Below are 25,564 nucleotides of genomic sequence, written 5' to 3' on the forward strand. Positions count from 1 at the left end.
TGCCCGAGTCTCGTTTCCAAGTCTCTTGCCCAGTCTCTTACCCAAGTCTTGCGACCCCCGACAAGCAACTGGAAACCACATCGCAGAAAGTCGGCCCTCGGGTTTAACGAAACTCAAGCGAATTCGAGGCTAGTTTGAATCCAGTTTTCGAAGCGCCGGCGACCGGCGCCTGAGGCGTCACATGCATCGGTCTGCGGACCAATCAGGAGGGCGGGATGGCTAAGACCGTCCTGATCGTGGAAGACAACGAGCTCAACATGAAGCTCTTCCGCGACCTGTTGGAGGCGCACGGCTACCAGACCACCGGCACCAGCAACGGCTACGAGGCGCTCGACCTCGTTCGCAAGATGCGGCCCGACCTCGTGCTGATGGATATCCAATTGCCGCAGGTCTCGGGCCTGGAGGTGACGCGCTGGATCAAGGACGATCCGGAGCTGCGCAGCATTCCCGTCGTCGCCGTCACGGCGTTCGCGATGAAGGGCGACGAAGAGCGCATCCGCGAGGGCGGCTGCGAGGCCTATTTGTCCAAGCCGATCTCGGTCGGCAAATTCATTGAGACGGTCCGACGTTTCATCGGATAGGAAGTGAGTTCACAGTGTCCGCGCGTATTCTCGTCGTCGATGACGTCCCCGCCAACGTCAAGCTGCTCGAAGCCCGCCTGTCCGCCGAATATTTCGACGTGATGACCGCCGCGAACGGCACCGAGGCGCTGGCGATCTGCGCCCGCGCCGAATGCGACATCATCCTGCTCGACGTCATGATGCCGGACATGGACGGTTTCGAGGTCTGTCGCCGGCTCAAGACCGATCCGGCCACGCATCACATTCCCGTCGTGATGGTCACCGCGCTCGACAGCCCGTCCGACCGCAACCGCGGGCTGGAAGCCGGCGCCGACGATTTCCTGACAAAACCCGTCTCCGATGTCGTGCTGATCGCGCGCGTGCGCTCGCTGACCCGGCTGAAGATGATGACGGACGAGCTGCGCATGCGCGCCATCACCTCGCTCGAGATCGGCATGCAGGCGCCCGAGCGCAGTGCGATCTCCGACACCGGCAAGGGCGGCCGTATCCTGCTGGTCGACGACCGACAGTCCTCCTATGAACGGCTGGCGACGATCCTTGCCGCCGAGCACACCATCGACGTCGAGCCGAACCCGACGGAGGCGCTGTTCCACGCCGCCGAGGGCAATTACGATCTGCTGATCGTCTCGCTCGACCTCAACAATTTCGACGGCCTGCGGCTGTGCAGCCAGGCGCGCTCGCTGGAGCGCACGCGGCATGTGCCGATCCTGGCGATCGCCGACCCCGAGAACGCGACGCGGCTGCTGCGCGGGCTCGAGATCGGCGTCAACGACTATCTGCTGCGTCCCATCGACAAGATCGAGCTGCTGGCGCGTGCCCGCACCCAGATCCGCCGTCGCCGCTACACCGACCATTTGCGCGACAACGTGCAGAATTCGATCGAGATGGCGATCACCGACGCGCTCACGGGGCTGCACAATCGCCGCTACATGGAGAGCCATCTCGCGACGCTGGCCGAGCAGGCCGCGACCCGCGGCAAGCCGCTGGCGCTGATGATCCTGGACATCGACTACTTCAAGTCGATCAACGACAATTACGGCCACGACGCCGGCGACGACGTGCTGCGCGAATTCGCCGTGCGGGTGCGCAAGTCGATCCGCGGCATCGACCTTGCCTGTCGCTACGGCGGCGAGGAATTCGTCATCGTGATGCCGGAGACCGATCTCCACGTCGCGGGCATGGTCGCCGAGCGCCTGCGCCGCTCGATCGCCGGCGAGCCCTTTGCGATCCACAAGGGCACCAAGCGCATCGAGGTCACGATCTCGATCGGCCTGACCACGCTGGAGCAGAAGGGCGAGGCGGTTGGCGACGTGCTCAAGCGCGCCGATACCGCCCTGTACCGCGCCAAGCACGACGGCCGCAATCGCGTGGTGTCGCACGCGGCGTGAGGCCGCTGGCACACGCCCGCGTAAAAAAACGCGAAAACAACCCCATGCACAGTAGCCGACACTAGTCGGATCAATGGCTTACGTCGGCTGCAAAACGGCTGATGCGCACAGCATTGCCGTTTGACTCGTCGGGCAAAACAGGAGCATCCTGCTAGCATCCAACATCCACAAACTCTGCTGTCATCCCGCTAGCGAGGAATCCGGCACGCCACGGCGAACAAGCGGGCGTCCACCCTTCAGGTCAGGGAGGATAGGGCTCCGACCATTCTGCCTTGGCCAGGGCCGCGCCCGTGCTGGACTTCGCGATGACCTCATAAGTGTACAGGCCGGAATTGCAGGGGCCCCAGGTTCGCAAGCTCTCCGGCTTCACGATGTTGTCTGAAGGAAATGGGATCTCCTGGCCGCCCATCTCGTAGTTCTTCTCTCTGCGAAACTTGACGACGATCGTGCGCGTGCCGGGCGGAACACTCTTCATCTTGATTTCGGGATTGGGAAAGACGGTGGTGCAGGGCCGCGGAGGTCCAAATGTGAATTGGATCTTCATCTCGTCGGCCGTGGCCGGGGTGCAGATGATCAGAAATGAAATTGGCAGCAACGACGAAAATCTAATCATGGGCACGCCTCAAAAAGAAACCAGTGTATCGGCAGGGCCGCCTGATGCCAAGTTTACTCCATGTCTCGCCCTCGCAGCGCTAGGCCTCGTCCACTCCCTTCAGGACGTCACAGAAAAGGCCCGCCGTAGCGGGCCCTGTGGGGATGGAGAAAGTCCGGGTCACTTCTGATCGACGTTGCTGGTCCCCGAACCGGGCGTACCGATCGGCAAGCCGTTCGCCGCATGACCGACGCCAACGCCCGGCGCACTGACGGCTCCTGGAGTTTGGTCCTGTGGAAGCGTCTTGATCCCCGTTCTTGCCTGCTCCGCGGGGCTCATCTGGCCCTTGTTGTCGCTGTTGGCGCCATTGGTGGCCGTGATACCGGACCTGTCGGTCCCGTTTGGCGTGCCCGCCTGTGTCGATCCTGACGCGGTGTTGCCCGCGCCGGTGGTGGTCGGTGTGCTCGCAGTATTCCCGTTCGGCGTCTGGGGCTGAACGTTCGGGTTGGTTGGAGAGTTGTTGGTGTGAGCGCCGGTTGAGGTTCCGTTTGCGCCCATGCCGGATGGCGCCGAGGGGCCTCCATTGGCGGCGCCAGACGTGCCAGTGCCTGCGCCTGAGCTGGCGGATGATCCGGACGCGCCGCCGCTCGCAGCTGCGCCACCCGCGCCTCCGCCGGCACCGCCGCCACCGCCTCCGCCGCCGCCTTGTGCGAAGACGGGAGCGGCAACAGCGAAGGACAGTGCGGCTGTAAGAAGAAGCGATTTTCGATTCATGACCTTCTCCGGTGTAAAGAAGGTCAACTACGCCGAAATGACGATGGTTCCTCTCAGTCCAATCGCTTCAAGAGATCGAAGGGTGAAGCACGGCAAACGGACCTTGCGGTGCGTGCTTTCCGATCCGGACTTCTTGCGGCGAGCGGCGGGTTCTGATGTTGCAGCTGCTTCAGGGATGCCGGGCCGGCCGCTTGCCTCGCTTCACCGTAGTCTGATCTCCCACCGTCACCCCCGCATTCCGCAGCAGCACCGTCGCCGCTTCCTTCGCGGCGCGGGCCATTGCGGGGTCGTCGCGGACGAGGTCCTGCGCGATCGAGCCGTCGACCAGCAGCACGAGCTGCGTTGCGAGCGCCTCCGCGTTCGCAACGCCGAGCTCGTTGAGGCGGTCGCGAAACCAGATGCGGCGGCTTTCCTTGAAGGCGATTGCGATCTTCTTCACGGCGCGGTCGGCCGGGCCAAGCTCGGCGACCGCATTCACGAACGGGCAGCCGCGAAAGTCTTTTGCGGCGAAGCGGCGCTCCAGCGAATCGAAGGTGGCGAGGATCTGCTCGGCCGCCGGCTTGTCCGAGGGGCGGGGCTGCACGAAGCGGCGCTCCAGGTAGGCGGCGATCAGCGCGTCCTTGGAGGGGAAGTGGTTGTAGAGCGTGCGCTTGGAGATGCCGATCTCGGCCGCGATGGTGTCGACGCCGATGGCGCGAATGCCCTGAAGATAGAACAGTTTGTCGGCGGTCTCGAGAATCCGCTCTTTCATCGTCTGTGGGGCGGGCGGGGGAGCCATGCGGCGGTGAATGTCCTGTTCGCTTGACAGTGCACCCTATTCATAGCCTAAGTACACAGGTCTGTGTAACCAAAATCAATCGATATTGCAGACGACGGCGCGCGCGCCGCGCCCACGAGGGAGACAAAAATGCCCCTGTTGCAGATCCTGCGCCCAACATTGCCCATCCTGATCGGCGCCTCGATCATGCTTACGCTGAGCATGGGACTGCGGCAGAGCCTCGGCATCTTCATGCAGCCGCTGACCCACGACATCCATCTGTCGATCTCCGATTTCACGCTGGCGCTGGCCGTGCAGAACCTCGCCTGGGGCTTTCTCCAGCCGCTCGCCGGCGCGATGACCACGCGCTACGGGTTCCGTCCGATCATGATCGCAGGCTCGTTCATGTACATCGCGGGCCTGGTGCTGATGGCAACCGCGAACGGTCTCGTCGCCATCATGATCGGCGCCGGCGTGCTGATAGGCACCTCGCTCGCCTGCACCGCGGCGGCGATCGCGATGTCGGTGGCGGCGCGCGCGGTGCCCGCGACGGTGCGTTCCACCGTGCTCGGCATCGTCTCCGGGGCGGGCTCGCTCGGCGCATTGCTGTCGGCGCCGATCGGGCAGATGCTCAACGAGGGCTTTGGCTGGCGCATCGGGCTCGCCGGCTTCGTGGTGATGTCGGTGCTGATGATCCCTGCGGCCTGGTATGCCGGGCGCGTCGACGCGGTCCCGCTGCCGAAGCCCGCGACTGACGAGATCGTCGATGCCACAGCGTTGATTGCCGCGAAGACCGCCTTCGGCAACGCGTCCTTCGTAGTGATGACCTGCGCCTATCTCGTTTGCGGCATGCAGCTCGTGTTCCTCACCACGCACCTGCCGTCCTATCTCGCGATCTGCGGCCTCGATCCGATGCTGAGCGCGCAGACGCTCGGGATGATCGGCGGCTTCAACGTGCTCGGCTCGCTGTTCTTCGGCTGGGCCGGCCAGCGCTGGAACAAGCTGGCGCTGCTCGGCGGCATCTACATCTTCCGCTCACTCGCGCTGGCCTGGTACTTCATGCTGCCGGCGACGCCGGCCTCGACCCTGCTGTTCGGCGCGATCATGGGCTTCCTGTGGATGGGGGTGGGACCGCTGGTCGCGGGCGCCGTCGCCGAAATGTTCGGCCTCCGCTGGCAGGCGATGATCCAGGGCCTCGCCTTCATGAGCCACCAGATCGGCAGCTTTCTCGGCGCGTATGGGGGAGGGGTGCTCTACGACGCGCTCGGCTCGTACACGATGGCCTGGCGCATCGGCGTCGCGCTGGGGCTGGCCGGCGGCATCATCCAGGTTGCGTTTGCGCTGATCCGGCCGTCGCAGCCGCCGGCGCCGGTGTTGCGGACGGCGTAGGCGAGGCGTCCAGCGGGTTGAGCAACGTGCTGTGTCGCACGCGGAGCAAATGGGCCAACGGGAGGTCACCGGGGACAACATGATGGTTGTTAGCTTCGCCGAGCGGCTAAGCCCCGCAGTGCGCCGACTCTATAGTCAGAACATGACTGCTGAGGATGCAGCGAACTTCGTGGAGCGAGCATCATCAAACGGAGTGGTACCGCTGCCCCGATCAGTGCCCAGCGCCGCGCCCAATTTGGGACTTCCGTAACTGTCCGCAGCGGACCTTCAGGGTAATGCCCGCTGGGCGCCGCTTGAACCCATTGCTGACTCTAGAGAGAAGCTGAGCAAAACCAATGAGCGACATCCTCCGCCTCCGATGCGGGGCGGCAGGCGTTGTTCGCTGCAAGGCTCATCAATCAAAACTGCCTGAACTTCGCTGGACGGTTTCCAGCGAAGCTCAATGCTAGTATTGGTCGGAAGATCGATCCGACAGCATCCAACGAGGGTCGCCGATCAATTCAGCTGACACTCACGATTGGAAAATTCCGGCGCGTCGTCTGGCGTTATAGGCCACCTCGCCCTTCCCAGTAAGTGGGTGTCCCATAATACCGGTGGGTTCGCCTTTCCCAATCTCGATCCTGCCAGGAGTCATCGCTGAACTCCGGCGCATCCCTGAGCTGTTGCTCTGTGATATTGGTTCGGAAGCCCTCGATCGACGTATCATACGTCAGAGCGCTCCATGGAATGGGGTAGTGGCTGTGACCCAAGCCAACAAATCCGCCGAAGCTCATGACTGCGTAAGCTACGCGGCCTGACACCTTGTCGATGATGAGGTGATCAATCTCACCGATATTCTTTCCATCTGCTCCATACACCTCGCTTCCCTGAATGTCTTCGCTCGAGATGCAGTGATGATCCGGGTGGGCTGTTGCGCGGGCCATGACTTTGTCTCCCTCACAGGTGATTTTGGCGGCTTAACTTGGCAGCTACGAGGACGTTTCTGCGTTGAGCGCCGCAGCGCCAAATCGACGCGATTGGTCCGTAGCTGACCTACGGAGCGCGGCCAGTCGAGGACCGCTAGTGGCCCCAAAGCGGACTCCAGCGCATCGCGCTGCCCCTGAGGGAGTAGCGAAGCCTCGAATAGCCTTGGAGCAACTTATGGGCGCACTTTCGTGACCGAGCCCGTTAACATAGTTAAATTGATTTGCTGGTTTTTCCCGATAGTTTTTTGCGCAGGGGAGAACATTCATGCGAAGCTCTCGCGCAATCCTTTATGCCCAACGACTTAGCGAACTCACCTCTCAGCTCTCAGAATTGGAATATATTCGAGGTCTAGTCGAAGAAGCAGAGCGAAGCGCCCGCAGTGTGCCTCCATTACGCTTGACACATCCTGCTTCGCGCCGTCTTCGAACTCGTGAACCAGGCGCCCTGTCTGTCCGCTTCCGTCGCCGCGCGCCACCAAGCTGGAATGCAGGCGCTATCAGCCCCTGACAACGACAACCAAGTCAATCGGACTTTGCTGGAGCCATTCCCCGACGGATGGTGGGCTTCCTCCTAAAACCTCTCCAAGCGCTCGCCTTCACTCCTGCTGAGAAGGAGGGGACGAGAGCCAGGGAAGCGCCAGCAATGATAAGCGACTTCGCACGTTGATACGCATCGCTGGCCGAGGGTCTAACCGTAGGCGTCGGTGGCTGAGAGACAATTCCGCGCTCCCGCCTGCATGTTAGGAGCGCAAAATGGCCGAAGAAGTCAGCGCCGAGACACGTGCCTGCTCGAGCGAGCCAACGAAACCATCGCTCAAAGTCGTCAGTTAGCCACGGAACGTCGCGCACTCGTCCCTGGGTGCGAACTAAATCTCCGACACAGGCTGCTCAACATTGCCAACTTATTGTCGCAGTTCGTGACCGAACTTATAACATGGTTTAATTGATTTAATTGTATTTAAGGTATTTAATCTCTCCGCCAGCACCGGAGGGACCCCATGCCTAACGAAGACGATGACCGCCGCGAATTTCTGAAGACCTGCGGAAAGTTCGCGGTGGTGACACCTCCAGCCATAACGCTGCTGCTCTCCACCTCCCTCACGTCCCATGCAATTGCTAAATCGGGTGCGAGCGCGGTCCATCACCACGGCAACAATGGCTGGGGTAACGGCGGCAGCGATGGTAGTCCCAACGGCAAGGACGACAGAGGCCGCTGAACATTTGTAGGCGGAACGGCAGTTTGGAACGACTCGTCAGTTACCAAGTTTTCCCAATGCCCATCCCCAAGTGGGTGATTCAGTCGGGCCCCAGCTCTTCCCCCATTGCCCCCCGGGAGCTGGGGCCCATTTTGTTGCGCCTTCCGGCGCCGGTTTCGGAGCTTCGACAACATTCAGTCATGAAGCAACAAGGAGGGATCCGCATGCCGATCCAAGTCGTGATGGACAGTACCGGCGACAGCCGTCACTTTTTCGACGCCAACGATGCACGAGAAGTAGCCAAGGCGGAGCAGCGATTCCGCGAGCTGAGGAACGTCGGCTTCACCGCCGCGGTCCGGACCAGTTCAAATCAGGTGTCGCAGATCCGATCGTTCGACCCCACTGCGGAAGAAACTCTCTTCTTCCCCAGGCTGGTCGGCGGCTGAATCGCTGAGCCGTGTGGCTGTTCAGGCCGTCCCGGCCGGGTGAACGCTCACGGATGAGGGCTGCAAAGGCGCTGTTCATTAGACACGGCGCCGAGAACACTCCCGAAGGACGCGCGCTGCTGCTGCTGCGGCATTGCCTCTCGCCCCTCCAGCGGCGGCAATTCACGCAAACGGGCTATTTCGATGTGGTCGGCGGCGATACGGGCAACCGCTATAGGATCTATGCGGGAGCGGCTGCGAATGTCTGCGAGATCGGCGAAAACGGTCGCCCAAAGATCGGCTTGTGCTTCCTGCCCGTTGGCGATCTTCCGATTGGCGACGTCATGCTGGCCCAGAAGATCGCGCTCGAAACGTGCGAGGCCAGCGCGCTCGCAGTAGCCCGAAAGTTCACTCCCAGCGGTTTCTTGTTCAGCCGGTCCCGCCCGCTTCGCTAGCCGCGGTGTTGCGTCAGTCAAGTTTGGGCGTCGGTGACGTCTCCCATTGGCCCATCTGCGACCTCGAAGGCCTTCAGGTCTGCGGCCGATGTTGGCGGTAAACCGGACATCTGGCGGGCGGCTGCTTAATGAGTACACGCCCTAGGCAGGGCGGAAGTGCATGCTTCGTCTCCATCGCGGCGGATAATCCAGCGGGCATCCGAGCTGCTGGTGATCGCCGGCCGGTCGCGCGCATCAATGGGCGTGCGTCTCCCAGGGACGAATGTGGATAATCGTATTCCCCTTGCGTCGCTTGGTCGGATTTAACGCGGCGACGGCATCATCGAGGGTCGAGACGTTGCCGATGTTCATTCGCAGTCGTCCGTCCCGCACCCGCCGTACGATCTCACTCAGTTGGGCTCGATCGGACTCGACGACGAAGTCGACCGCCAGGCCATCGGAGGGCCGCGTCTCGGCCGGCCCCACGATCGTCACCAATGTTCCTCCGGCTCGGATCAGTGCTGCGGATCGCTTCTGGATATCACCGCCGATGACATCGAACACCAGATCGACTTTGCCCACGTCCTTCAGGGTGTCGTTGTCGAGGTCGACGAACTCCTTCGCGCCGAAGTCGAGCACTGTCTGACGGTCGGCGGCGCGTCCAGAGCCGATGACGTAGGCGCCGGCCTCTCGTGCGAGTTGCGTCACCATCGACCCGACTGCGCCGGCCGCTCCGTGAGCGAGGACGCTTTGCCCCGCCTGAAGGCGGCCGTGTTGGAACAGCCCTTGCCACGCCGTCAGGCCCGAGATCGGCAGACTCGCACCTACCGTAAAGTCGACGTCGCCCGGCAGCGGTGCAAGGTTGCGTGCCTCGATCGCCACATACTCGGCCAGCGTGCCGTCGCGATACCAGTCCGCGAGGCCGAACACCCGCTGTCCGACTGATAGTCCCGTTGTGCCATATCCGAGGGCGGAGACCACTCCGGCCAGCTCGTGCCCAGGGATCGACGGTGTTCGGTCACGTTCGAGGCGATCGGTCCAGGTCGAGGGCCACGCCAGCTCAGTCGGTACAAATCCCGACGCATGAACCTGAACGACGACGTCGTTTATCGCTGCCTGCGGCTCGGGCCGGTCCATGAGCTTCATCCCGGCCCTTCCTGCGGCCTGGTCCGTTACAACGATCGCCTTCATGGGAATTATCTCCTCGGTCATTTGTCTCTTGGTCGAATAATGCAAAGAGCGTGGACGCACCGGCATCCACAGAATGTCAGGCTGTGTGGAACTCGTGTCTTCGTGTCCGCAATCTCCGCTCTCCGCATTGACCGGGGCTCCCACTCATCCTGATGGATCGGGATCGCTCCGGTCGCCGGTCGTCAGCGAATAGATGCGTTGCGCCCGGCTATAAAACAGGACCAAGAATGCCGATTTTGGCTGTACCAAGCGCGAGGGCCGCCTCCCGATACAACCCGATTGTGCCAAACGGCTCCACTGGCTGCCGAGATTTGCTCGGTGATCGAGAGCGCCCTGAGACGGCGAACAGGAATCGAGGTTGCGGACGGTTCAGTCTTTCGCGCGCAGCCCCGCTTCGATGCGCTGGATCAGTTGCTCCCGCAGCGCAGGCACCACTTTTCCGAGGACGACGAAGGTGCGGACGATAGGCAAATACGGCTCCATTGCCGCCGTCAACTCCGCCAGAGACATGCCGGCCAGCCGCGCATATTCGGATTGCGCCGCCGCATTGGTCGCGCGCGGCCGCTCCGGATTGTCGGCTATTTCCGGGCCGAGCTCGGACAGGATGACATGCAAGAACCCAAGATCGAGGGCGGCGGGCCCGCGCATCGCGAAGGTCCAGTCGACGAGCTTGGGGCCTTCCGCAGTCATGATCACGTTGCCGGGGCTAAGGTCGCAATGGCAAAGCCCGCCGCCGGTCGACAGGCGATCAATCAGGGTGAGGATGTCAGTGGCGACGTGCTTCGGGACCTTGCCGCCGTCGTGCCGCAACTCGCTCTCCATATACGCGCGCATGGAGGGGAGCTCCGGCGGTGGCGACGTCTTGTGAAGAGATATGGCCAGAGCCGCGATGATCGCGCCCGCCTGTTCGAACGTCACCGCGCCGGTCCGCGAAAGATGCCGCAGGGTCGGTCCGTCGAGGCGCTCCAGCACGATGCCGAAGCGCCCGTCCAGCGTCACCTCTCCCAACACCGCCGGCACGGGGACGCCGGCGGCGTGCACGGCGCGGATCATGCGTACCTCGTGTCGGCCGAGCAGATGAGAGACGCCGGCCTTAAACAGCTTCACGACCTGACCGGGCGCCCAGGCGTAGGCCTCGGAGAAGGCGCCTTCACCGATCTTTTCCCCCAGCGATCCCTGCATGTCCGTTCTCCGCCGCGCAGATGAAACACCGGCGGCGAGAAAAAAGGAACCCTTCGCGTCGCGGGGCAGCCGGACATTATCATCGCGTTTCAACCTGCAGAGACCTTCGATCGCAGTCGCAGCCTCGGGGCCGTGATCGGCCACTTGTGACGTATAGCGGTCAGACGAAGTCGGGGATAAAACAGCGTTCAGGAAACTGGATCCAAAACCCATGGCTTTTTGGACAGCGGGCGCGGTTGGGTTGTTGATCGCCTATCTCCTTGGCTAGGTCCCCACGGGCTATCTGGCGGGGAAGCTGCTCAGGGGCATCGACATCCGAAGGCATGGCTCCAAGTCCACCGGGGCAACGAATGTCTTGCGCACTCTCGGCAAAGGGCCTGCCTTGTTCGTGCTCGTCGGCGATGTGCTGAAGGGCGTGGGTGCCATCATCGTCGCGCGTTCGTTCTGCCCTTGGCTGTACGCGGAAATATCCCCGCCGCCGACAGCGTCTGATCTGCAGGTCTGGGTGGCATGGGCTGTTTGTCTGGCTGGACTTGCTGTGCTGTTGGGACATAGCCGATCGATCTGGCTGAACTTCACGGGAGGCAAGTCGGCTGCCGCGGGGCTCGGTGTGTTGCTGGCGATGTCTTGCCCCGTCGGATTGGGGGCTGCAGCCGTCTTTGGCCTCGTGCTGGCTATGACCAGGATCGTTTCCTTGAGCTCGATGCTCGCGGCGTTGACGGCAATCGTTCTTCTCTGCGCGGTCGAGCACCCATTGCCGTATCGGTTGCTGGTGATCGGAGGCGGCCTCTACGTGATCATCCGCCATCGTGCCAACATCCAAAGGCTTTTGGCGGGAGCGGAGCCGCGTCTGGTTCGAAATGGCCAAGGTACGAAAGCGGAAGCGCAGGTTTAGCAGACGACTTATTTGCCGCGCTTATTGAGGTGCAGCAACGCTCAGTTGTCGAACGGAGCTGAGCGATATCAATTCACAATAGCGAACCCAACGGAGGGAACATGGCCTTCAGATCAGCGAGCTTTGTCCTCAACGCTGGAACATGGGAGGCCAAGGTAGGAGACCGTCCGTTTCACGGTTATTACTCATCCATACTGACCAGCGAAAATGGACAACTGAGGATTATCGAAGAAACGGTTGCAGTCGCAGCGCCCTGATCGTCTCGCGTGATCAGCCGAAGCGGGAGCGCATAGCGGAGGCGACAGTTCCAGAAGCACGCTTCCTCGCGCTCTCGTGCCCCGGCGCAGCGCGGCGCTTCTTTAGCGGTGCGTTGCAGAGCCGGGGCCCAGTCGCTGGTTGTATTGTGTGGCTTTCTGGGTCCCGGTTCTGCGCAGCAACGCTTGCGCGTTGCAGCGCGCCCGGGACACGCGAGCGCCCAAGACGGGCCAGAAAAAGCCCATTCAAGCTCCGTGACGTCCGCGAACTTACGACAGGAGAGCTAAGTTCAACTGCGCCAGAAAGCCGGCGGACGGGATGGACTAACGCGTGCGTCCTGACCGCTTGAGATCGGCGACCTTAAACCTGTTGCCGGCGGCCAGACTGCTGCACAACCAGTGAGCCTTGTTTCGGTTGTCGCCCAGGAACGTCCTGGTTTCGACGCAGTCCAGGTAGGATTTGTGGGTGATGGTGTCTCGGCAGGTCGGCGAGAAAGGTCCGTAGTCTATGTTGCCGCCCGACACGCTGCATCCAACCCAGGGATCTTTGCCGCTTGGGAAGCTTGATGCACAGCCACCGTTGCAGCTGCTGGCGACTTTCTCCAGGCTGGCAATCCTCCCCATCACAGAACCCGGCGCATACGAAGGCGTTCGCGCGACTGACGTTTGAGCTGTTGAGGCAGTCCGACGCGGCGCAATTGTGTTTGCTCCTCGCTCCGACACGTGCGGCCTTGCCACCTGTTTCGGCGCGTCGACCGTGACGGGAGGAATAGTGGCGGCGGAGCCGGTTGGGATTTGCGACGCTGCCGGCGCGCACAGCAAGAGGGTCGACAAGACAGCGATGGTTGAAGGCACGACAAGGCTTGATGCGAATCTCATGACCATGTCCTTCCAAATCCGGACGGAAATTTCCGCCCGGCAAGTGCACGGTAACATACATTCGGGAGCGAGCAACCGAGGGTTGAAAAAAATCTGGCCATGACTCGCTGTGCCCAGCTCGCAGCGTAGCGTCACGTCCACGGGGCATCCGGACACGAGAGAGGGGCCAAAATAAAACGGGACCCGAAAGGGCCCCGCAAAAGTCTTCTACGTTCCGCGATCTTACTTGATCTTGGCTTCGCGGAATTCGACGTGCTTGCGCGCCACGGGGTCGTACTTCTTCTTGACCAGCTTGTCGGTCATGGTGCGCGAATTCTTCTTGGCGACGTAGTAGAAGCCAGTGTCGGCCGAGGACACGAGCTTGACCTTGATGGTGACCGCTTTGGCCATGTTCAGAACCTCAGGAATGAAGGGAATCTGGAGCCGGCCAAATGGCCCGCGTTGGCCGGCAACCTAGCCAGAAACCGCCTGATGTCAAGATTTTAGGGCTCGAAAAGCACCCAGATCAGGCCGATTACGCCTCGAAGAACCGGTTTTTGGGCCGAGGCAGGCCCAGATTCTCTCTCAAAGTGGGCCCTTCGTACTCTTTCCGGAAAATCCCGCGGCGCTGCAGCTCCGGGACCACCTTGTCGACGAAATCGTCGAGGCCGGCAGGCAGGAACGGGAACATGATGTTGAAGCCGTCGGAGCCGCGCCCGACCAGCCATTCCTCCATCTGGTCGGCGATGGTTTTGGCCGTGCCGACGAAGGATAGCCCGCCATAGCCGCCGACGCGTTGGGCGAGCTGGCGCACCGTGAGCTTGTCGCGGGCCGCGAGGTCGACCATGCGCTGGCGACCGCTCTTGCTGGCGTTGGTCTCCGGGATTTCAGGGAGCGGTCCATCCGGATCGAAGCCGGAGGCATCCGTGCCGAGCACGACCGAGAGCGAGGCGATGGCGCTGTCGTAATGCACGCGGCTGTCGAGCAGCGCGCGTTTCTCCCTGGCCTCGTCGACGCTGTCGCCGACCACGACGAAGGCGCCGGGCAGGATCTTGAGGTGTTCAGGATCGCGGCCGACCTTCTCCATGCGGCCCTTGATGTCGGCATAGAGTTTCTGGCTGTCGGCAAGGCTGCCGCCGCCGGTGAAGACGGCTTCCGCGGTCTCGGCGGCGAGCTGCCTGCCGTCCTCGGAGGCGCCGGCCTGCACGATCACCGGCCAGCCCTGGACCGGGCGGGCGATGTTGAGGGGACCGCGCACCTTCAGATATTTGCCGTGATGGTCGAGCACATGCATCTTGGCGGGATCGACGAACACGCCGCTTTCGACGTCGCGCACGAAGGCGTCGTCGGCAAAGGAATCCCACAGGCCCGTGACGACGTCGTAGAACTCGCGGGCGCGCTTGTAGCGCTCGGCGTGCTCCATGTGGTCGTCGAGGCCGAAATTCAGCGCCGCATCCGGGTTCGAGGTGGTGACGATGTTCCAGCCCGCACGGCCGCCGCTGAGATGGTCGAGCGAGGCGAAGCGCCGTGCGACGTGATAGGGCTCGTCGAACGTGGTCGAGCCCGTCGCGATCAGGCCGACCCGCTCGGTGACCGCGGAGAGCGCCGACAACAGCGTGAAGGGTTCGAACGAGGTGACCGTGTGGCTGCGCTTGAGCGCATTGACCGGCATGTTCAGCACGGCGAGGTGATCGGCCATGAAGAAGGCGTCGAACTTGCCGGCCTCGAGCTTCTGGATCAGCGTCTTGATGTGGCCGAAGTTGAAATTGGCGTCCGGCCAAGCCCCGGGATAGCGCCAGGCACCGGTGTGGATGCTGATCGGGCGCATGAACGCGCCAAGCTTGAGTTGCCGTTGTGCCATCGCCCGGTGTCCGTTCTTGGTGTCGTTCCCGAAGACATAGGCACGCCGCGGAACTCCGCCATCGGGGGAGGTAGGAAGATTATTTTGTTTTTCGCGACGCCCTGAGCACATTCGCGTCATTCCGGGCCGCGCCCGGAATGACGGAGGAGTCCCATCGAACCGATCCACGGCTCACTCCGACCAAGCCATGACTTTCGCTCCCGAGGAGACCTTCGATGGCAGGTGCAATGACCGTGGACGGGCGCATCGTCCGCATCGACCGGCCCATGCCCTGGGTCGGGCGGCTGCTGTCATTGCCGCTGCTGGCGGCGAGCTTCTATCTGCTGTGGAATGTCGCGCTCGGCCTGCGGCAGGATTTCTCCGGTTTTGGGCGGCTCGCCGATGATCTCATGCCGGTGCTGGTGTTCACGGGACTCGGGCTGCTCGTCGGCATCCCCGGAATCATCCTGCTCACCTTTCGCACCTTCGTCGTGCTGAACGAGACGCTGCGCCAGATCGTCATCACCAGGCAGTTCGGCCCGCTGAATTTTCGCAAGCATCGCGATCTCGCCGATTATCATTTCATCAGCATGACCGACGAGGACGATCCGGAGCTGACGACATACGATGTCAATCTCTGCGGCAACAAAGGGACCGAGCCGATCACGCTGATGAGCTTCACCAAGCGCGAGGAAGCCAGTCGCTTCGCCAGCGAGCTCGGGCGAGTGCTGAACCTTCCCGCGCGCGACTATGTCGGCACCGAGCCCGACGCGGACAATGCGGACGTCACGAACTGATCAGCTCAAAATATCCTTCTGCATCTTGCCGCCGTAGAAATGGAAGAACGGCACCGGCGCATCGTGGCGGAGCGGGCCGGTGGCGAGGCGCGCGTCGAGCTCGTTGAGCACATTGCGTGTCATCGGATGCAGATCGGCGAGCGGCTTCGAGCCGAGCTCGACCCAGACCAGTTCGACAAGCTCTGCATCGGCATGGATCACGCCGTCGACGCGATGGGTGATCGCGGAGGCGTCCGCCGTGAAGAAGCGCGTGTCGAACCGCTTGACGCGGCCGGGCGGGGTGATCGCGCGCGCGATCAGGAACAGGCTGGAGGGATCCGGCAACAGGCCCGCATCCGCGAACGGCTTCCAGGCGCCTTCGAGTTTTGCCTTGCCCTCGGCCTTGCGTCCCAAGCAGAGACCGGTCTCCTCGCAGGCTTCGCGGATCGCGGCGATGGCCAGCGATTTTGCGCGCGAGGCCGGCGTCTTCGGGCTGCCCTTGGCGAGATTGGCTTCCAGCTCGGCGGTGATCGGCGCCGCGCATGGTACGCGATAATCGTCCTTGTCGACGCGGCCGCCGGGAAAAACGAACTTTCCGGGCATGAACACCACCTTGTCGTGGCGCTTGCCGACCAGAACTTTTGGAATGGCTCCGCTGCGGTCGACCAGGATCAGTGTCGCGGCATCCCTAGGGCGGAAATAGGGATAATGATCGGCTTCCTTGCCCTCGTGGATCTTTGCCTTGTCGGCTGCCTGCGACGTATCCGTCATGTCCTCACCCAAACCAATTCTTGTTTATTTTGCTTACACCGGCGGAATACCATCCGTCGGGTTCTCGTCAAACCCGTGCATGCGCAGAGCCCATTGCAATCCGACCACGGCTCCCTTCACCGGCTGCAGCAGTGCCAGCGAGGCGACGAAGGTGAAGGGCAGATAGGCCGCGAAGCTGATCCAGACCGGCGTCGTATAGTTGGTCTCGATCCACAGAATAGTCGGCACCACGATGTGCCCGACAATGACGATGACGAGATAGGCTGGCAAATCGTCTGCCCGATGCGGCGTGACATCGAGGCCGCAGACGGAGCAGTTATCCGAGGTCTTCAGGAAGGCGCGGAACAGCTTTCCCTCGCCGCAGCGCGGGCAGCGGCCGCGAAAGCCGCGCCTCATCGCAGCAAAGACGTCGCGCTTCTCGACGAGGCCGGTGTCGCGGGTCCAGATCTTCGGCGCCGTGCTCGTCGTCACCATGCCTTGCCCTTCTGGCCCTTGCCCTTGCTTTTTCCCTTGGCCGTTTTCCCCTTGCCGGGCTTCTTCGGCTTGTCCGGCTTGCGCTTCTTGTCGGGACTGCGCCCGGGGTGCGCCTTGAACGAGGGGCGGCGTTGCGGACCGGAGGACCTGCGGCCCCGCGGTGCGGTCTCGCCGGACGAGGACAGCAGCTCGAAGCGCAACGCGCCTGCGATCGGAGCCGCCTCGATCAGGCGGACGTCGACGACATCACCGAGCTGATGCATGGTGCCGCTGCGGGTGCCGACCAGGGCGTGGCGGCCCTCGTCATAGTTGAAATATTCCGTGCCGAGGGATCGGATCGGGATCAGGCCGTCGGCGCCGGTCTCAGCGAGCTTGACGAACAGGCCGGCGCGCGTGACGCCGGAGACGCGGCCCTGGAAGCTCGAACCGATGCGGTCGGCGAGGTGATGGGCGATCAGGCGGTCGACGGTCTCGCGCTCCGCTTTCATCGCGCGCCGCTCGGTCACTGAGATATGAGCTGCGACCTCGCTCAACGTTTCCGGCGTCTCGGTGTCGGGCAGCGCGCCTTCGCCGAGGCCGAGCGCGCGAACCAGCGCACGGTGCACGACAAGGTCGGCGTAGCGGCGGATCGGCGAGGTGAAATGCGCATAGCGGCGCAAATTCAGGCCGAAATGACCGTAATTCTCCGAGGAGTATTCGGCCTGTGCCTGGGCGCGCAGCACGACCTCGCTGACCAGCGGAAAGTGGTCGTGGCCTTCGAGCTGCGCCAGCACGCGGTTGAACAGAGCGGGGCGCAGCGCGCCGCCTTTCGCGAACGGAACGTCCAGCGTCGCCAGGAATTCCGCGAGCGCGTGGACCTTTTCCAGGGTCGGCTCGTCATGCACCCGGTAGATCAGCGGCAGCGACTTCTTCTCGAGCATCTCGGCTGCCGCGACATTGGCGAGGATCATGAACTCCTCGATCAGCTTGTGCGCGTCGAGCCTGTCGGGCACGACGACGCGGTCGACCGTGCCGTCGGGCTTGAGCAGGATCTTGCGCTCGGGCAGATCGAGATTGAGCGGATCGCGCTCGTCGCGCGCGCGCTTGACGCAGGCATAGGCGGCATAAAGCGGCCTCAGGATTGGATCGAGCAGGGGGCCGGTGGTGTCGTCCGGCCTTCCGTCGATCGCGGCCTGCGCCTGCGCATAGTTCAGCTTGGCTGCGGAGCGCATCAGGATGCGGTGGAAGCTGTGCGACCGTTTCCGCCCGTCCGGCGCGATGATCATCCGCACCGCGAGCGCGCCGCGCGGCTCGCCCGGCACCAGCGAGCAGAGATCGTTGGAGATGCGCTCGGGCAGCATCGGCACGACGCGGTCGGGGAAATAGACCGAGTTGCCGCGATCGAGCGCATCGCGGTCGAGCGCGGTGCCCGGTCGCACGTAGAAGCTCACATCGGCGATGGCGACATCGACGATGAAGCCGCCCTTGTTGTTGAGATCAGGATCCGGCTGCGCGTGTACCGCGTCGTCGTGATCCTTGGCATCCGGCGGATCGATGGTGACCAGCGGCACATCGCGCCAGTCCTCGCGCCCCTTCAGATTGGCCGGCTCCGCCGCTTCGGCTTCGCGCTCTGCCGCGGGACGGAATTGCAGCGGGATGTCGTGCGCGTAGATCGCGATCAGGCTGATCGCCTTCTCCGACTTGACCGAGCCGAGCTTCTCCTTGACGCGGCCTGACGCCAGCCCAAAGCCGCGCGAGCGGATGATGTCGACGCTGACGAGATCGCCGTCCTGCGCGCCGTGCGTCTCAGTCGGGGCGATGTTCAGCTCGCGGTCGGCGGACTTCTTGTCGACCGGGATGATCCGTCCGCCGCCTTCGGGCAGGCTGCGGAAGACGCCGAGGATGCGGCTCTTGGTCTTGTCGAAAACCTTGATGATGTGGCCGCGATAGGCCGGGCCTTCGGTCTCGTCGGATCGCTCGACCCGCAGCAGCGCGCGATCGCCAACGCCGGCCGCGGTGCCGGGCTTCGGCCGGCGCGGCATCGTGATGAGGATCTTTGGCGGCTCGCCGCTTTCGACCTCGTCCCATTCAGTGGGGGAGGCGACCAGCTCGCCGTCGGCGTCGCGGCCGGTAATGTCGGCGACCAGCGTCGGCGGGAGGCTGTCCGGCTCTGAAATCGTATGGCGCTTTTTCTTGACGAGCCCGTCGTCGGCGAGCTCGCGCAGCATGCGCTTGAGCTCGATGCGGTCGGCGTTCTTCAGGCCGAACTCGCGTGCAATTTCGCGGGTTCCGACCTTTCCGGGATTTGCCTTGATGAAGGCGACGATGGCTGCCCTGTCGGGAAAGCCACGGTCATTCTTGCGTTTCACTTAGCCTCTATTTGGTGCCGGCACTTTTCTTGGCCGGAGCTTTGGCGCCAGCTGCCTTGGTCGGTGACGTTTTGGCCGTCGACGACACGGCTGCGCGCGCCTTGCTGGTGGATTCGGATTTGGGTTTGGCCGCCTTCTTCGCGGCCGGCTTTTTGGTTTTTGGTGCGGCGTCGTCGCCGTCGGCGGCCTTCGCCGCAGCCTTCTTGGCCTTGGCCGGCTTCGCCGCTTTCTTCGGCTTCTTGCCGCCGCCCTTGGCCGCACGCTCGTCGATCAGCGCGATTGCCTGCGGCAGCGTGATGGCGTCTTTCTCGATGTCGCTCGGGATCGTGGCATTGACGCCACCCGCGGTGACATAGGCGCCGTAGCGGCCGCCCTTTACCGTGACGGTGCCGAGGGTGGGATGATCGCCGATCGCCCTGCCGGGATCAGCGCCGAAGCGGCGGCTCGGGCCCTTGGCGATCTTCTCCGCGATCAGCGTCACCGCGCGGTTGATGCCGATGTCGAACACCTCATCGCCGGCCTCGAGGCTGGCATAAGTCTTCTCGTGCTTCACGAACGGCCCGAAGCGGCCGAGACCCGCGGTGATCGGCTCACCGGTTTCCGGATGCTTGCCGATCTCGCGCGGCAGCGACAGCAGCTTGAGCGCAAGCTCGAGCTCGACATCTCCAGGGGACATCCCCTTCGGAATGCCTGCGCGCTTCGGCTTCTCGCCCTCCGCATAATCCTTCTGCTCGCCGAGCTGGATGTAGGGGCCGAACCGCCCGGCCTTGACCCAGACATCGCGGCCCGTATCCGGGTCCTGGCCGAGCGAACGATCGGCCGTTGCCTCGCCGTCGGCGGCGAGCTGACGGGTGTAGCGACATTCCGGATAGTTCGAACAGCCGACGAAGGCGCCGAACTTGCCGGCCTTGAGATTGAGCCGCCCGTTGCCGCAGCTGGGGCATTGCCTGATGTCGCCGCCATCGGTGCGGGGCGGGTAGATGTGCTGTCCCAGCATGTCGTCGAGCACGTCGAGCACCTGCGCGACGCGCAAATCCTTGATCTCGTCGACCGCGCCGATGAAGCCGGTCCAGAAATCCTTCAGCACCTGCTGCCAGGAGATCTCGTTGTTGGAGATGCGGTCGAGCTGCTCTTCCAGATTGGCGGTGAAGTCGTATTCAACGTAGCGGGCAAAGAAGCTTTCGAGGAACGCGACTACGACGCGGCCCTTGTCCTCGCCGTGCAGGCGCTTCTTCTCGAGCTTGACGTAGCCGCGGTCCTTCAGCACCTGGAGGATCGAGGCATAGGTCGAGGGCCGGCCGATGCCGAGCTCTTCCATGCGCTTGACCAGCGAGGCCTCGGAGAAGCGCGGCGGCGGCTCGGTGAAGTGCTGGGTGACGGCGAGCGACTGCCGCTTCAGCGCATCGTTGGGGCTCATCGCGGGCAGGCGGCGGGAGTCCTCGTCCTCCTCGTCGTCGCGGCCTTCCTGGTAAAGTGCGAGGAAGCCGTCGAACTTGACGACCTGGCCGGTGGCGCGCAGGTCCAGCGTGCGGCCGCCGACCTTCGCCGTGATGTCGACCGTGGTGCGTTCCAGCTCGGCCGATTCCATCTGGCTCGCGATGGTGCGCTTCCAGATCAGTTCATAGAGTCTCGCCTGGTCGGACTCGAGCTTGCGGCTCATGCTGTCGGGACGGCGCGACATGTCGGTCGGCCGGATCGCTTCGTGGGCTTCCTGGGCGTTCTTGGCCTTGGCCTGGTACTGACGCGGCGCGTCCGGCACATAGGCGTTGCCGTAATCCTCGCCGATCACCTTGCGGGCCTGGGTGATCGCGGACGGGTCGATCTGCACGCCGTCGGTACGCATATAAGTAATGAGTCCGGTGGTCTCGCCGCCGATGTCGATGCCTTCATAGAGCCGCTGCGCGATGCGCATGGTGTGCGCCGGCGCAAAGCCGTATTTGCGGCTGGCTTCCTGCTGCAGCGTCGAGGTGGTGAAGGGGGCCTGCGGATTGCGGCGGGCCGGCTTGGCATCGACCGCGGTCACCGCGTAGGCGGCTGCTTCCAGCGCCTTCTTGAAGTCTTCGGCTTCCGCGCCGGTGCCGATGTCGAGGCGCTGGATCTTCTTGCCGTCGGCGCCGACGAGACGGGCCTCGAAGGCGTCGCCGCGCGGCGTCAGCAGGGTCGCGATCAGCGACCAGTATTCGCGCGCAACGAACTTTTCGATCTCGAGCTCGCGGTCGCAGACCAGACGCAGCGCCACCGACTGCACGCGGCCCGCCGAGCGGGCGCCCGGCAGCTTGCGCCACAGCACGGGGGAGAGGGTGAAGCCGACCAGATAGTCCAGCGCGCGGCGCGCCATATAGGCGTCGACCAGCGCACCGTCGATCTGGCGCGGATTCTTCATCGCGTCCGTCACCGCCTGCTTGGTGATGGCGTTGAACACCACGCGCTCGATCTTGTGGTCCTTGATCGCGCGCTTCTCTTTCAGGACCTCCAGCACGTGCCAGGAGATGGCCTCGCCCTCGCGATCAGGGTCGGTGGCGAGAATCAGGCGATCGGCGTTCTTGAGGGACTTGGCAATGTCGTTGAGCCGGCCGGCCGCCTTGGGGTCGACCTCCCAGATCATCTTGAAATTGGCGTCGGGATCGACGGAGCCGTTCTTTGCCGGCAAGTCGCGGACATGGCCAAACGAGGCCAGAACCTCGTAGGACGAGCCCAAATACTTGTTGATCGTCTTGGCTTTCGCCGGCGACTCCACAATGACGATATTCATGTAGTTCCAGTAACTTATGGGGAAATTTGGGGCCGAATTCGATGAGATTCGGGTCGGCCCTTTCGTCCCGAACATGGGTGGTGAGGCCGTCGCTGTCAAATCGAGGGCTGTTGAGAGCCCTCCCGATGGGAAAAGTTTCATATCGAGAAAGTTGCAAAATACCACCTTTGAGTTGCGGTCGATGTCGGCGTAATGTTGCCGCGGGGCATGGATTCGGGTGGGGGCTGGTGACTAAGCCAGGAAAGAAACGGGCGGGCGCCGCATCGCGCGCGGGGGAGGCTTGCGTCACGAGGAACCGGGGGAGGGCGGCGTCGAGGAGGCGGTCGCCTTCATCGCCGAGCAGGTCGGGGCCCTGCGCAAGCTTGCCGAACGGCACAGGCTCGACGTGCTGCATTATCTCCTGGGAATGACCAAGCTCGAGGCGGACGAGCATCTGCGGCTGAGGAGCAAGCGCAGGCTGTCGTGAAGGGGGCGATGTACTGCTCCAACGACGGTGCGGTTAGCCGTTGCGGCTTGCCATTTTGGCCAATCGCAGGCCGAGATATGCGGCCGTGCCGAGGTCGCTCTCCGGCAACGAGCCGTCAATCAAGTGTGTTGCCAGACCAAGCTGGCTGCCCAAACGATTGCGGCCGCTCGGATCCTCGCCACCGGGAATATCCAGTCCGCACCAGAGCATGCCGTGCTGCGCGGCCAGAATGGAAAAGTAGGACAGTGTGTGGAGTTGATCGCCGCTTGCGCAGGCGCCCGTGGTGAACCCGGCTGCGATCTTGTTGGCCCAGCGCTGCTGGCTCCATCGATCACTTGAAGCATCGGCAAACGCTTTGAATTGAGCGGCTGGCCCGCCCATATAGGTCGGGCTGCCAAACGCAACTGCGTCGGCGCCATCGATCGTCTCCAGTAAGCTCTCATTCTGAAAGCGGCCTGACACGATGTCGCCGCCGGTGATGCGACACAGCGTGACCTGCGCTTTGCCATCTGCTCCGCGCGCAACCGCATGCGCCAGCTTCTCGGTGGTGCCCGAGATGGAAAAATAGGTGATGGCGAGCAGGGGCATGGTGGTGCCAGTTTGGTGGGACCTCGCCATCTTTGACGCTGTCGATGGCTTGTACAAGTCCGCCACGCCATATTGCGAGTTGGGACGCTCGGGTACATGCCGACCCGCCTTCGATGAAAGTGGGTCAACCTGCGGAGCAATCGCGGGCTGTCGTAGCCGCGAAGACCGAGCGGAATCGGTCGCCAGGACGACGTTGAAGAGACAGCGCACCGCTATCCCGCTGACCGTCGCCGCGGCGCAGGCCGCGGCTTCAGCGAGGTGTCCGCGAGGCTGAGCAATCGCCCGTCCTCCGCGCGCAGTTCGAGCTTCTTCACCGGTCGGCCTTTCTCGCGATCGACCAGGATGGTCGCGATCTCCGACGGGCGATCGTCGAAATCCTCGCCCCATTGGCGCAGCGCTACCAACACCGGGAAGACGCCGCGGCCTTTCGGCGTCAGCACATATTCCTCGTAAGGGCTGCCGTCGGAGGCGGGGGCCGTGGTCAGGATGCCGTGATCGACCAGCGCGCGCAGCCGCGTCGACAAGATGTTCTTGGCCATGCCGAGCTTGCTCTGAAACTCACCGAAGCGGCGCAGCCCAAACAGCGCCTCGCGGATGATCAGCAGGGACCACCGGTCGCCGATCGCCTCCAGCGATCGCGCGATCGGGCAGGCGTCCCCCTCGAAGCTCGTCCGTTTCACCATGATCTGGTCCTTTCGCGATCGCACGGTCCTGTCACCGTTCACGCGCTCTTGTGGTTGCATCTTAAAACCAGGTGGCCTAGATGGCAATCGTAGTTTTATGATGAAACCACTGGAGGCGAACGTGAGACTGAAGAACAAGACGGCCCTGATCACCGGCGGCAATAGCGGCATTGGACTGGCAACGGCAAAGCTGTTCGTGGCCGAGGGCGCCAAGGTGGTGATCACCGGGCGCAACAAGGAGACGCTCGAGGCGGCCGCGAAGGAGCTCGGGCCGAACGCGCTCGCGCTCGCCGCCGACGCCACCGACATTGCCGCGACCGAATCTGCGATCAAGAAGGGCGCCGAAAAGTTCGGCAAGTTCGACATCCTGTTCGCCAATGCCGGCATCGCCGGCGGTACGCCGCTGGGGTCGGCCACGCTGGAGGTCTTCGAGAAGGTCATCAGCACCAATCTGACCGGCGTGTTCTTCACCGTTCAGTCCGCGCTGCCTTATCTCAACGACAATGCTTCCATCGTCCTCAACGGCTCGGTGATCTCCGTGCTCGGCATTCCCGGCTATTCGGCCTATGGCGCCGCCAAGGCCGGCGTGCGGGCGATGGCGCGAATCATGGCCTCGGAGCTCTCGCCGCGGGGCATTCGCGTCAACGTGGTCGCGCCCGGTGCGATCCGCACGCCGATCTGGGGACCCGCGACCGCGACGCCCGAAGCCGAGAAGGCGTTCGAGAAGCGGATCGCGCTGACGACGCCGCTGGGGCGCATTGGTGAAACAGATCACGTCGCCAAGACTGTGCTGTTCCTCGCCTCCGACGATTCCGCGCATGTGCAGGGCCAGGAAATCTTCGTCGATGGCGGCGCGGTTGCCTCTCCGAGCGGCGCGCCGATCTATCGCGGCTGATCAATCTTGGTGCAAATTGAATCGGTCGGCGCAGCGGCGAGCGGTTGCGCCGGCCGGTTCCCACGTCTCGCGAGCTGTATTTTCTGAACGTTGCGGGAGGCATTGAACCTTCGCTTGCGCTGCCAAGACACTTTTACGGGCAGGGGGTCACGAAGACTCATTTCAAGGGAGCCCGATATGCCAAAGGCAGCTCGTATTATTTCCCCGATTTCAGCACCGCGTATTTACACCGAAAACTCCGCCGTTCCTGCCAAGCGTTCCGACACCTCCGAGTTCGTCGGGGTCGCTCTTTTCTCCGGCATCGGCCTGTTCGTTTCCCTCGTCGCCGTCATCCTGGGCATTCAGGGCGCCTGGTTTTAGCTTCGCCGATCGCGCACCGGTCGATCAGCCGCCGCAAGCGATGTTGCGGCGGCTGATGATGTGCGCGTTATCAGGCCGCGCGGAGGGCGGTCGCCGCCTCGAGCGCGCTTGCGAGCGACTTCTCGCGATGCTCCGGGCCGACCTGGATTCCGTCGGCGCTGATGAATTCGGGATGATGAATCCCCATGAAACCGAACACGCCACGCAGATAGCTTTCGAGGTGCTCCAGCGACGCGGCGGGCGAGCCCGCGCCGTAATAGCCCCCGCGCGAAACCGCGAAGATTACGCGCTTGCCGCCGGCAAGGCCCTGCGGGCCGTTGGCCCCATAGCTGAACGTCTTCCCCGCCACCAGGACCCGGTCGATCCAGGCCTTGAGCTGGCTCGGAATGGTGAAATTGTACATGGGCGCGCCGATCACGACGATGTCGGCGGCAAGAAACTCGTCCAGCGCGGCCTTGCTGGCGGCGAGATCGGGGCCGAGCTCCGCCGGCGCAGGCGCGCCTTGCGCGGCCGCCAGATGCGAGCCGGAGAGATGGGCGAGCGGGCTCTGCGTCAGGTCGCGATAGACGATGTCGAGCGATGGCGTCGCCTGCCTGAGACGGTCGACGATGGCGGCGGAGACTTGCCGCGAAACGGAGTGGGGGCCGAGCACGCTGGAGTCGATGTGGAGGAGTTTCATTCGGGATCACCCTGGTATAAGTTTGTAACCAGAGCTACATGAGTGACTATC

25 protein-coding genes and 1 pseudogene are annotated in these 25,564 nt (G+C 63.3%); 11 read left to right on the forward strand and 15 right to left on the reverse strand.

The features are described from left to right. The first annotated feature begins 215 nt into the window (after positions 1-215). Together BcanWU425_RS18505 and BcanWU425_RS18510 are read left to right on the forward strand one after the other, a co-directional pair. Positions 216-581 carry a response regulator gene (locus tag BcanWU425_RS18505; protein WP_007603272.1) on the forward strand — a complete coding sequence of 122 codons (366 nt, stop codon included), beginning with the start codon at positions 216-218 and terminating at the stop codon, positions 579-581. 14 nt (positions 582-595) lie between these two features. After that, entirely contained in the window at positions 596-1,969 is a 1,374-nt protein-coding gene (locus tag BcanWU425_RS18510; RefSeq protein ID WP_018455158.1) for a PleD family two-component system response regulator, read from the forward strand. Between the two features lie 241 nt (positions 1,970-2,210). Here BcanWU425_RS18510 and BcanWU425_RS18515 read toward each other — a convergent pair whose 3' ends face one another. From BcanWU425_RS18515 to BcanWU425_RS18525, 3 genes are all read right to left on the reverse strand, one after another. Continuing rightward, positions 2,211-2,582 (reverse strand): hypothetical protein, encoded by a 372-nt coding sequence (locus BcanWU425_RS18515; protein ID WP_085395621.1) that lies wholly within the window; start codon positions 2,580-2,582, stop codon positions 2,211-2,213. Between the two features lie 159 nt (positions 2,583-2,741). Further along, positions 2,742-3,335, reverse strand: a complete 594-nt coding sequence (locus tag BcanWU425_RS18520) for a hypothetical protein (RefSeq protein ID WP_204511399.1) — start codon at positions 3,333-3,335, stop codon at positions 2,742-2,744. Positions 3,336-3,504: 169 nt separating this feature from the next. Beyond that, the gene (locus BcanWU425_RS18525) at positions 3,505-4,113 is read right to left on the reverse strand and encodes a TetR/AcrR family transcriptional regulator (protein WP_085395622.1); all 609 of its coding nucleotides are present in this window, start codon (positions 4,111-4,113) and stop codon (positions 3,505-3,507) included. Between the two features lie 129 nt (positions 4,114-4,242). On the opposite strand from BcanWU425_RS18525, the gene BcanWU425_RS18530 reads away from it, so the two are divergent. Next, complete coding sequence (locus tag BcanWU425_RS18530) at positions 4,243-5,481, forward strand: MFS transporter (RefSeq protein ID WP_204511398.1); 1,239 nt, start codon at positions 4,243-4,245, stop codon at positions 5,479-5,481. Between the two features lie 545 nt (positions 5,482-6,026). Here BcanWU425_RS18530 and BcanWU425_RS18535 read toward each other — a convergent pair. Then, on the reverse strand, positions 6,027-6,404 hold the full coding sequence (locus tag BcanWU425_RS18535; protein ID WP_204511397.1) for a PRC-barrel domain-containing protein: 378 nt from the start codon (positions 6,402-6,404) through the stop codon (positions 6,027-6,029). 1,040 nt (positions 6,405-7,444) lie between these two features. Between BcanWU425_RS18535 and BcanWU425_RS18540 the strand changes: the two genes are divergently transcribed. The 3 genes from BcanWU425_RS18540 (at position 7,445) to BcanWU425_RS18550 (ending at position 8,522) form a co-directional block, all read left to right on the forward strand. Further along, entirely contained in the window at positions 7,445-7,663 is a 219-nt protein-coding gene (locus tag BcanWU425_RS18540; protein WP_204511396.1) for a hypothetical protein, read from the forward strand. A 203-nt stretch (positions 7,664-7,866) separates the two neighbouring features. Then, positions 7,867-8,088 carry a hypothetical protein gene (locus BcanWU425_RS18545; RefSeq protein ID WP_204511395.1) on the forward strand — a complete coding sequence of 74 codons (222 nt, stop codon included), beginning with the start codon at positions 7,867-7,869 and terminating at the stop codon, positions 8,086-8,088. 53 nt (positions 8,089-8,141) lie between these two features. Beyond that, positions 8,142-8,522, forward strand: a complete 381-nt coding sequence (locus tag BcanWU425_RS18550) for a hypothetical protein (RefSeq protein WP_204513944.1) — start codon at positions 8,142-8,144, stop codon at positions 8,520-8,522. Between the two features lie 234 nt (positions 8,523-8,756). Here the strand turns inward: BcanWU425_RS18550 and BcanWU425_RS18555 are convergent, their stop codons facing one another. Beyond that, entirely contained in the window at positions 8,757-9,692 is a 936-nt protein-coding gene (locus tag BcanWU425_RS18555) for an NADP-dependent oxidoreductase (protein ID WP_204511394.1), read from the reverse strand. A gap of 369 nt (positions 9,693-10,061) precedes the next feature. Continuing rightward, complete coding sequence (locus tag BcanWU425_RS18560) at positions 10,062-10,874, reverse strand: aminoglycoside phosphotransferase family protein (RefSeq protein WP_204511393.1); 813 nt, start codon at positions 10,872-10,874, stop codon at positions 10,062-10,064. Positions 10,875-11,085: 211 nt separating this feature from the next. Between BcanWU425_RS18560 and plsY the strand changes: the two are divergent. Further along, positions 11,086-11,769: pseudogene (plsY, locus tag BcanWU425_RS18565) on the forward strand (glycerol-3-phosphate 1-O-acyltransferase PlsY). Between the two features lie 1,355 nt (positions 11,770-13,124). Here plsY and rpmG read toward each other — a convergent pair. Next, the gene (rpmG, locus tag BcanWU425_RS18570) at positions 13,125-13,292 is read right to left on the reverse strand and encodes a 50S ribosomal protein L33 (protein WP_007603295.1); all 168 of its coding nucleotides are present in this window, start codon (positions 13,290-13,292) and stop codon (positions 13,125-13,127) included. Between the two features lie 124 nt (positions 13,293-13,416). Continuing rightward, complete coding sequence (locus BcanWU425_RS18575) at positions 13,417-14,742, reverse strand: LLM class flavin-dependent oxidoreductase (protein WP_204511392.1); 1,326 nt, start codon at positions 14,740-14,742, stop codon at positions 13,417-13,419. 215 nt (positions 14,743-14,957) lie between these two features. On the opposite strand from BcanWU425_RS18575, the gene BcanWU425_RS18580 reads away from it, so the two are divergent. Next, positions 14,958-15,518, forward strand: coding sequence for a hypothetical protein (locus tag BcanWU425_RS18580; protein ID WP_085395629.1), 561 nt, complete (start codon positions 14,958-14,960; stop codon positions 15,516-15,518). On the opposite strand, the gene BcanWU425_RS18585 is transcribed toward BcanWU425_RS18580, so the two are convergent. Genes BcanWU425_RS18585 through topA form a run of 4 tightly spaced genes read right to left on the reverse strand, consistent with a single transcriptional unit; the run spans position 15,519 to position 21,842 of the window. Beyond that, on the reverse strand, positions 15,519-16,268 hold the full coding sequence (locus BcanWU425_RS18585; RefSeq protein ID WP_085395630.1) for an NUDIX hydrolase: 750 nt from the start codon (positions 16,266-16,268) through the stop codon (positions 15,519-15,521). It abuts the gene before it with no gap. Between the two features lie 33 nt (positions 16,269-16,301). After that, the gene (locus tag BcanWU425_RS18590) at positions 16,302-16,742 is read right to left on the reverse strand and encodes a DUF983 domain-containing protein (RefSeq protein ID WP_085395631.1); all 441 of its coding nucleotides are present in this window, start codon (positions 16,740-16,742) and stop codon (positions 16,302-16,304) included. Next, the gene (gene rnr, locus BcanWU425_RS18595; protein WP_018458335.1) at positions 16,736-19,090 is read right to left on the reverse strand and encodes a ribonuclease R; all 2,355 of its coding nucleotides are present in this window, start codon (positions 19,088-19,090) and stop codon (positions 16,736-16,738) included. Before rnr ends, BcanWU425_RS18590 begins: the two co-directional genes overlap by 7 nt. Positions 19,091-19,097: 7 nt before the next feature. Then, positions 19,098-21,842: a type I DNA topoisomerase gene (topA, locus tag BcanWU425_RS18600; protein ID WP_085383371.1), complete on the reverse strand. Its 2,745-nt coding sequence runs from the start codon at positions 21,840-21,842 to the stop codon at positions 19,098-19,100. A 280-nt stretch (positions 21,843-22,122) separates the two neighbouring features. Here topA and BcanWU425_RS18605 point away from each other — a divergent pair, with 280 nt between their 5' ends. After that, positions 22,123-22,308 (forward strand): hypothetical protein, encoded by a 186-nt coding sequence (locus BcanWU425_RS18605; RefSeq protein ID WP_018458332.1) that lies wholly within the window; start codon positions 22,123-22,125, stop codon positions 22,306-22,308. A 33-nt stretch (positions 22,309-22,341) separates the two neighbouring features. Here BcanWU425_RS18605 and BcanWU425_RS18610 read toward each other — a convergent pair whose 3' ends face one another. Continuing rightward, the gene (locus BcanWU425_RS18610; protein WP_085395633.1) at positions 22,342-22,896 is read right to left on the reverse strand and encodes a flavodoxin family protein; all 555 of its coding nucleotides are present in this window, start codon (positions 22,894-22,896) and stop codon (positions 22,342-22,344) included. Between the two features lie 212 nt (positions 22,897-23,108). Next, entirely contained in the window at positions 23,109-23,579 is a 471-nt protein-coding gene (locus BcanWU425_RS18615; protein WP_204511390.1) for a winged helix-turn-helix transcriptional regulator, read from the reverse strand. Between the two features lie 121 nt (positions 23,580-23,700). Between BcanWU425_RS18615 and BcanWU425_RS18620 the strand changes: the two genes are divergently transcribed. Beyond that, positions 23,701-24,474: an SDR family oxidoreductase gene (locus tag BcanWU425_RS18620; protein WP_166517487.1), complete on the forward strand. Its 774-nt coding sequence runs from the start codon at positions 23,701-23,703 to the stop codon at positions 24,472-24,474. A 177-nt stretch (positions 24,475-24,651) separates the two neighbouring features. Next, complete coding sequence (locus BcanWU425_RS18625; RefSeq protein WP_018458328.1) at positions 24,652-24,834, forward strand: hypothetical protein; 183 nt, start codon at positions 24,652-24,654, stop codon at positions 24,832-24,834. Between the two features lie 70 nt (positions 24,835-24,904). On the opposite strand, the gene BcanWU425_RS18630 is transcribed toward BcanWU425_RS18625, so the two are convergent. Beyond that, a complete protein-coding gene (locus tag BcanWU425_RS18630) occupies positions 24,905-25,513 on the reverse strand; it encodes an FMN-dependent NADH-azoreductase (protein ID WP_018458327.1) in 609 nt (202 codons plus the stop codon). Between the last annotated feature and the right edge of the window lie 51 nt (positions 25,514-25,564).

It is taken from the genome of Bradyrhizobium sp. WU425 (genome assembly GCF_021052305.1).
Classification (GTDB): domain Bacteria; phylum Pseudomonadota; class Alphaproteobacteria; order Rhizobiales; family Xanthobacteraceae; genus Bradyrhizobium; species Bradyrhizobium canariense_D.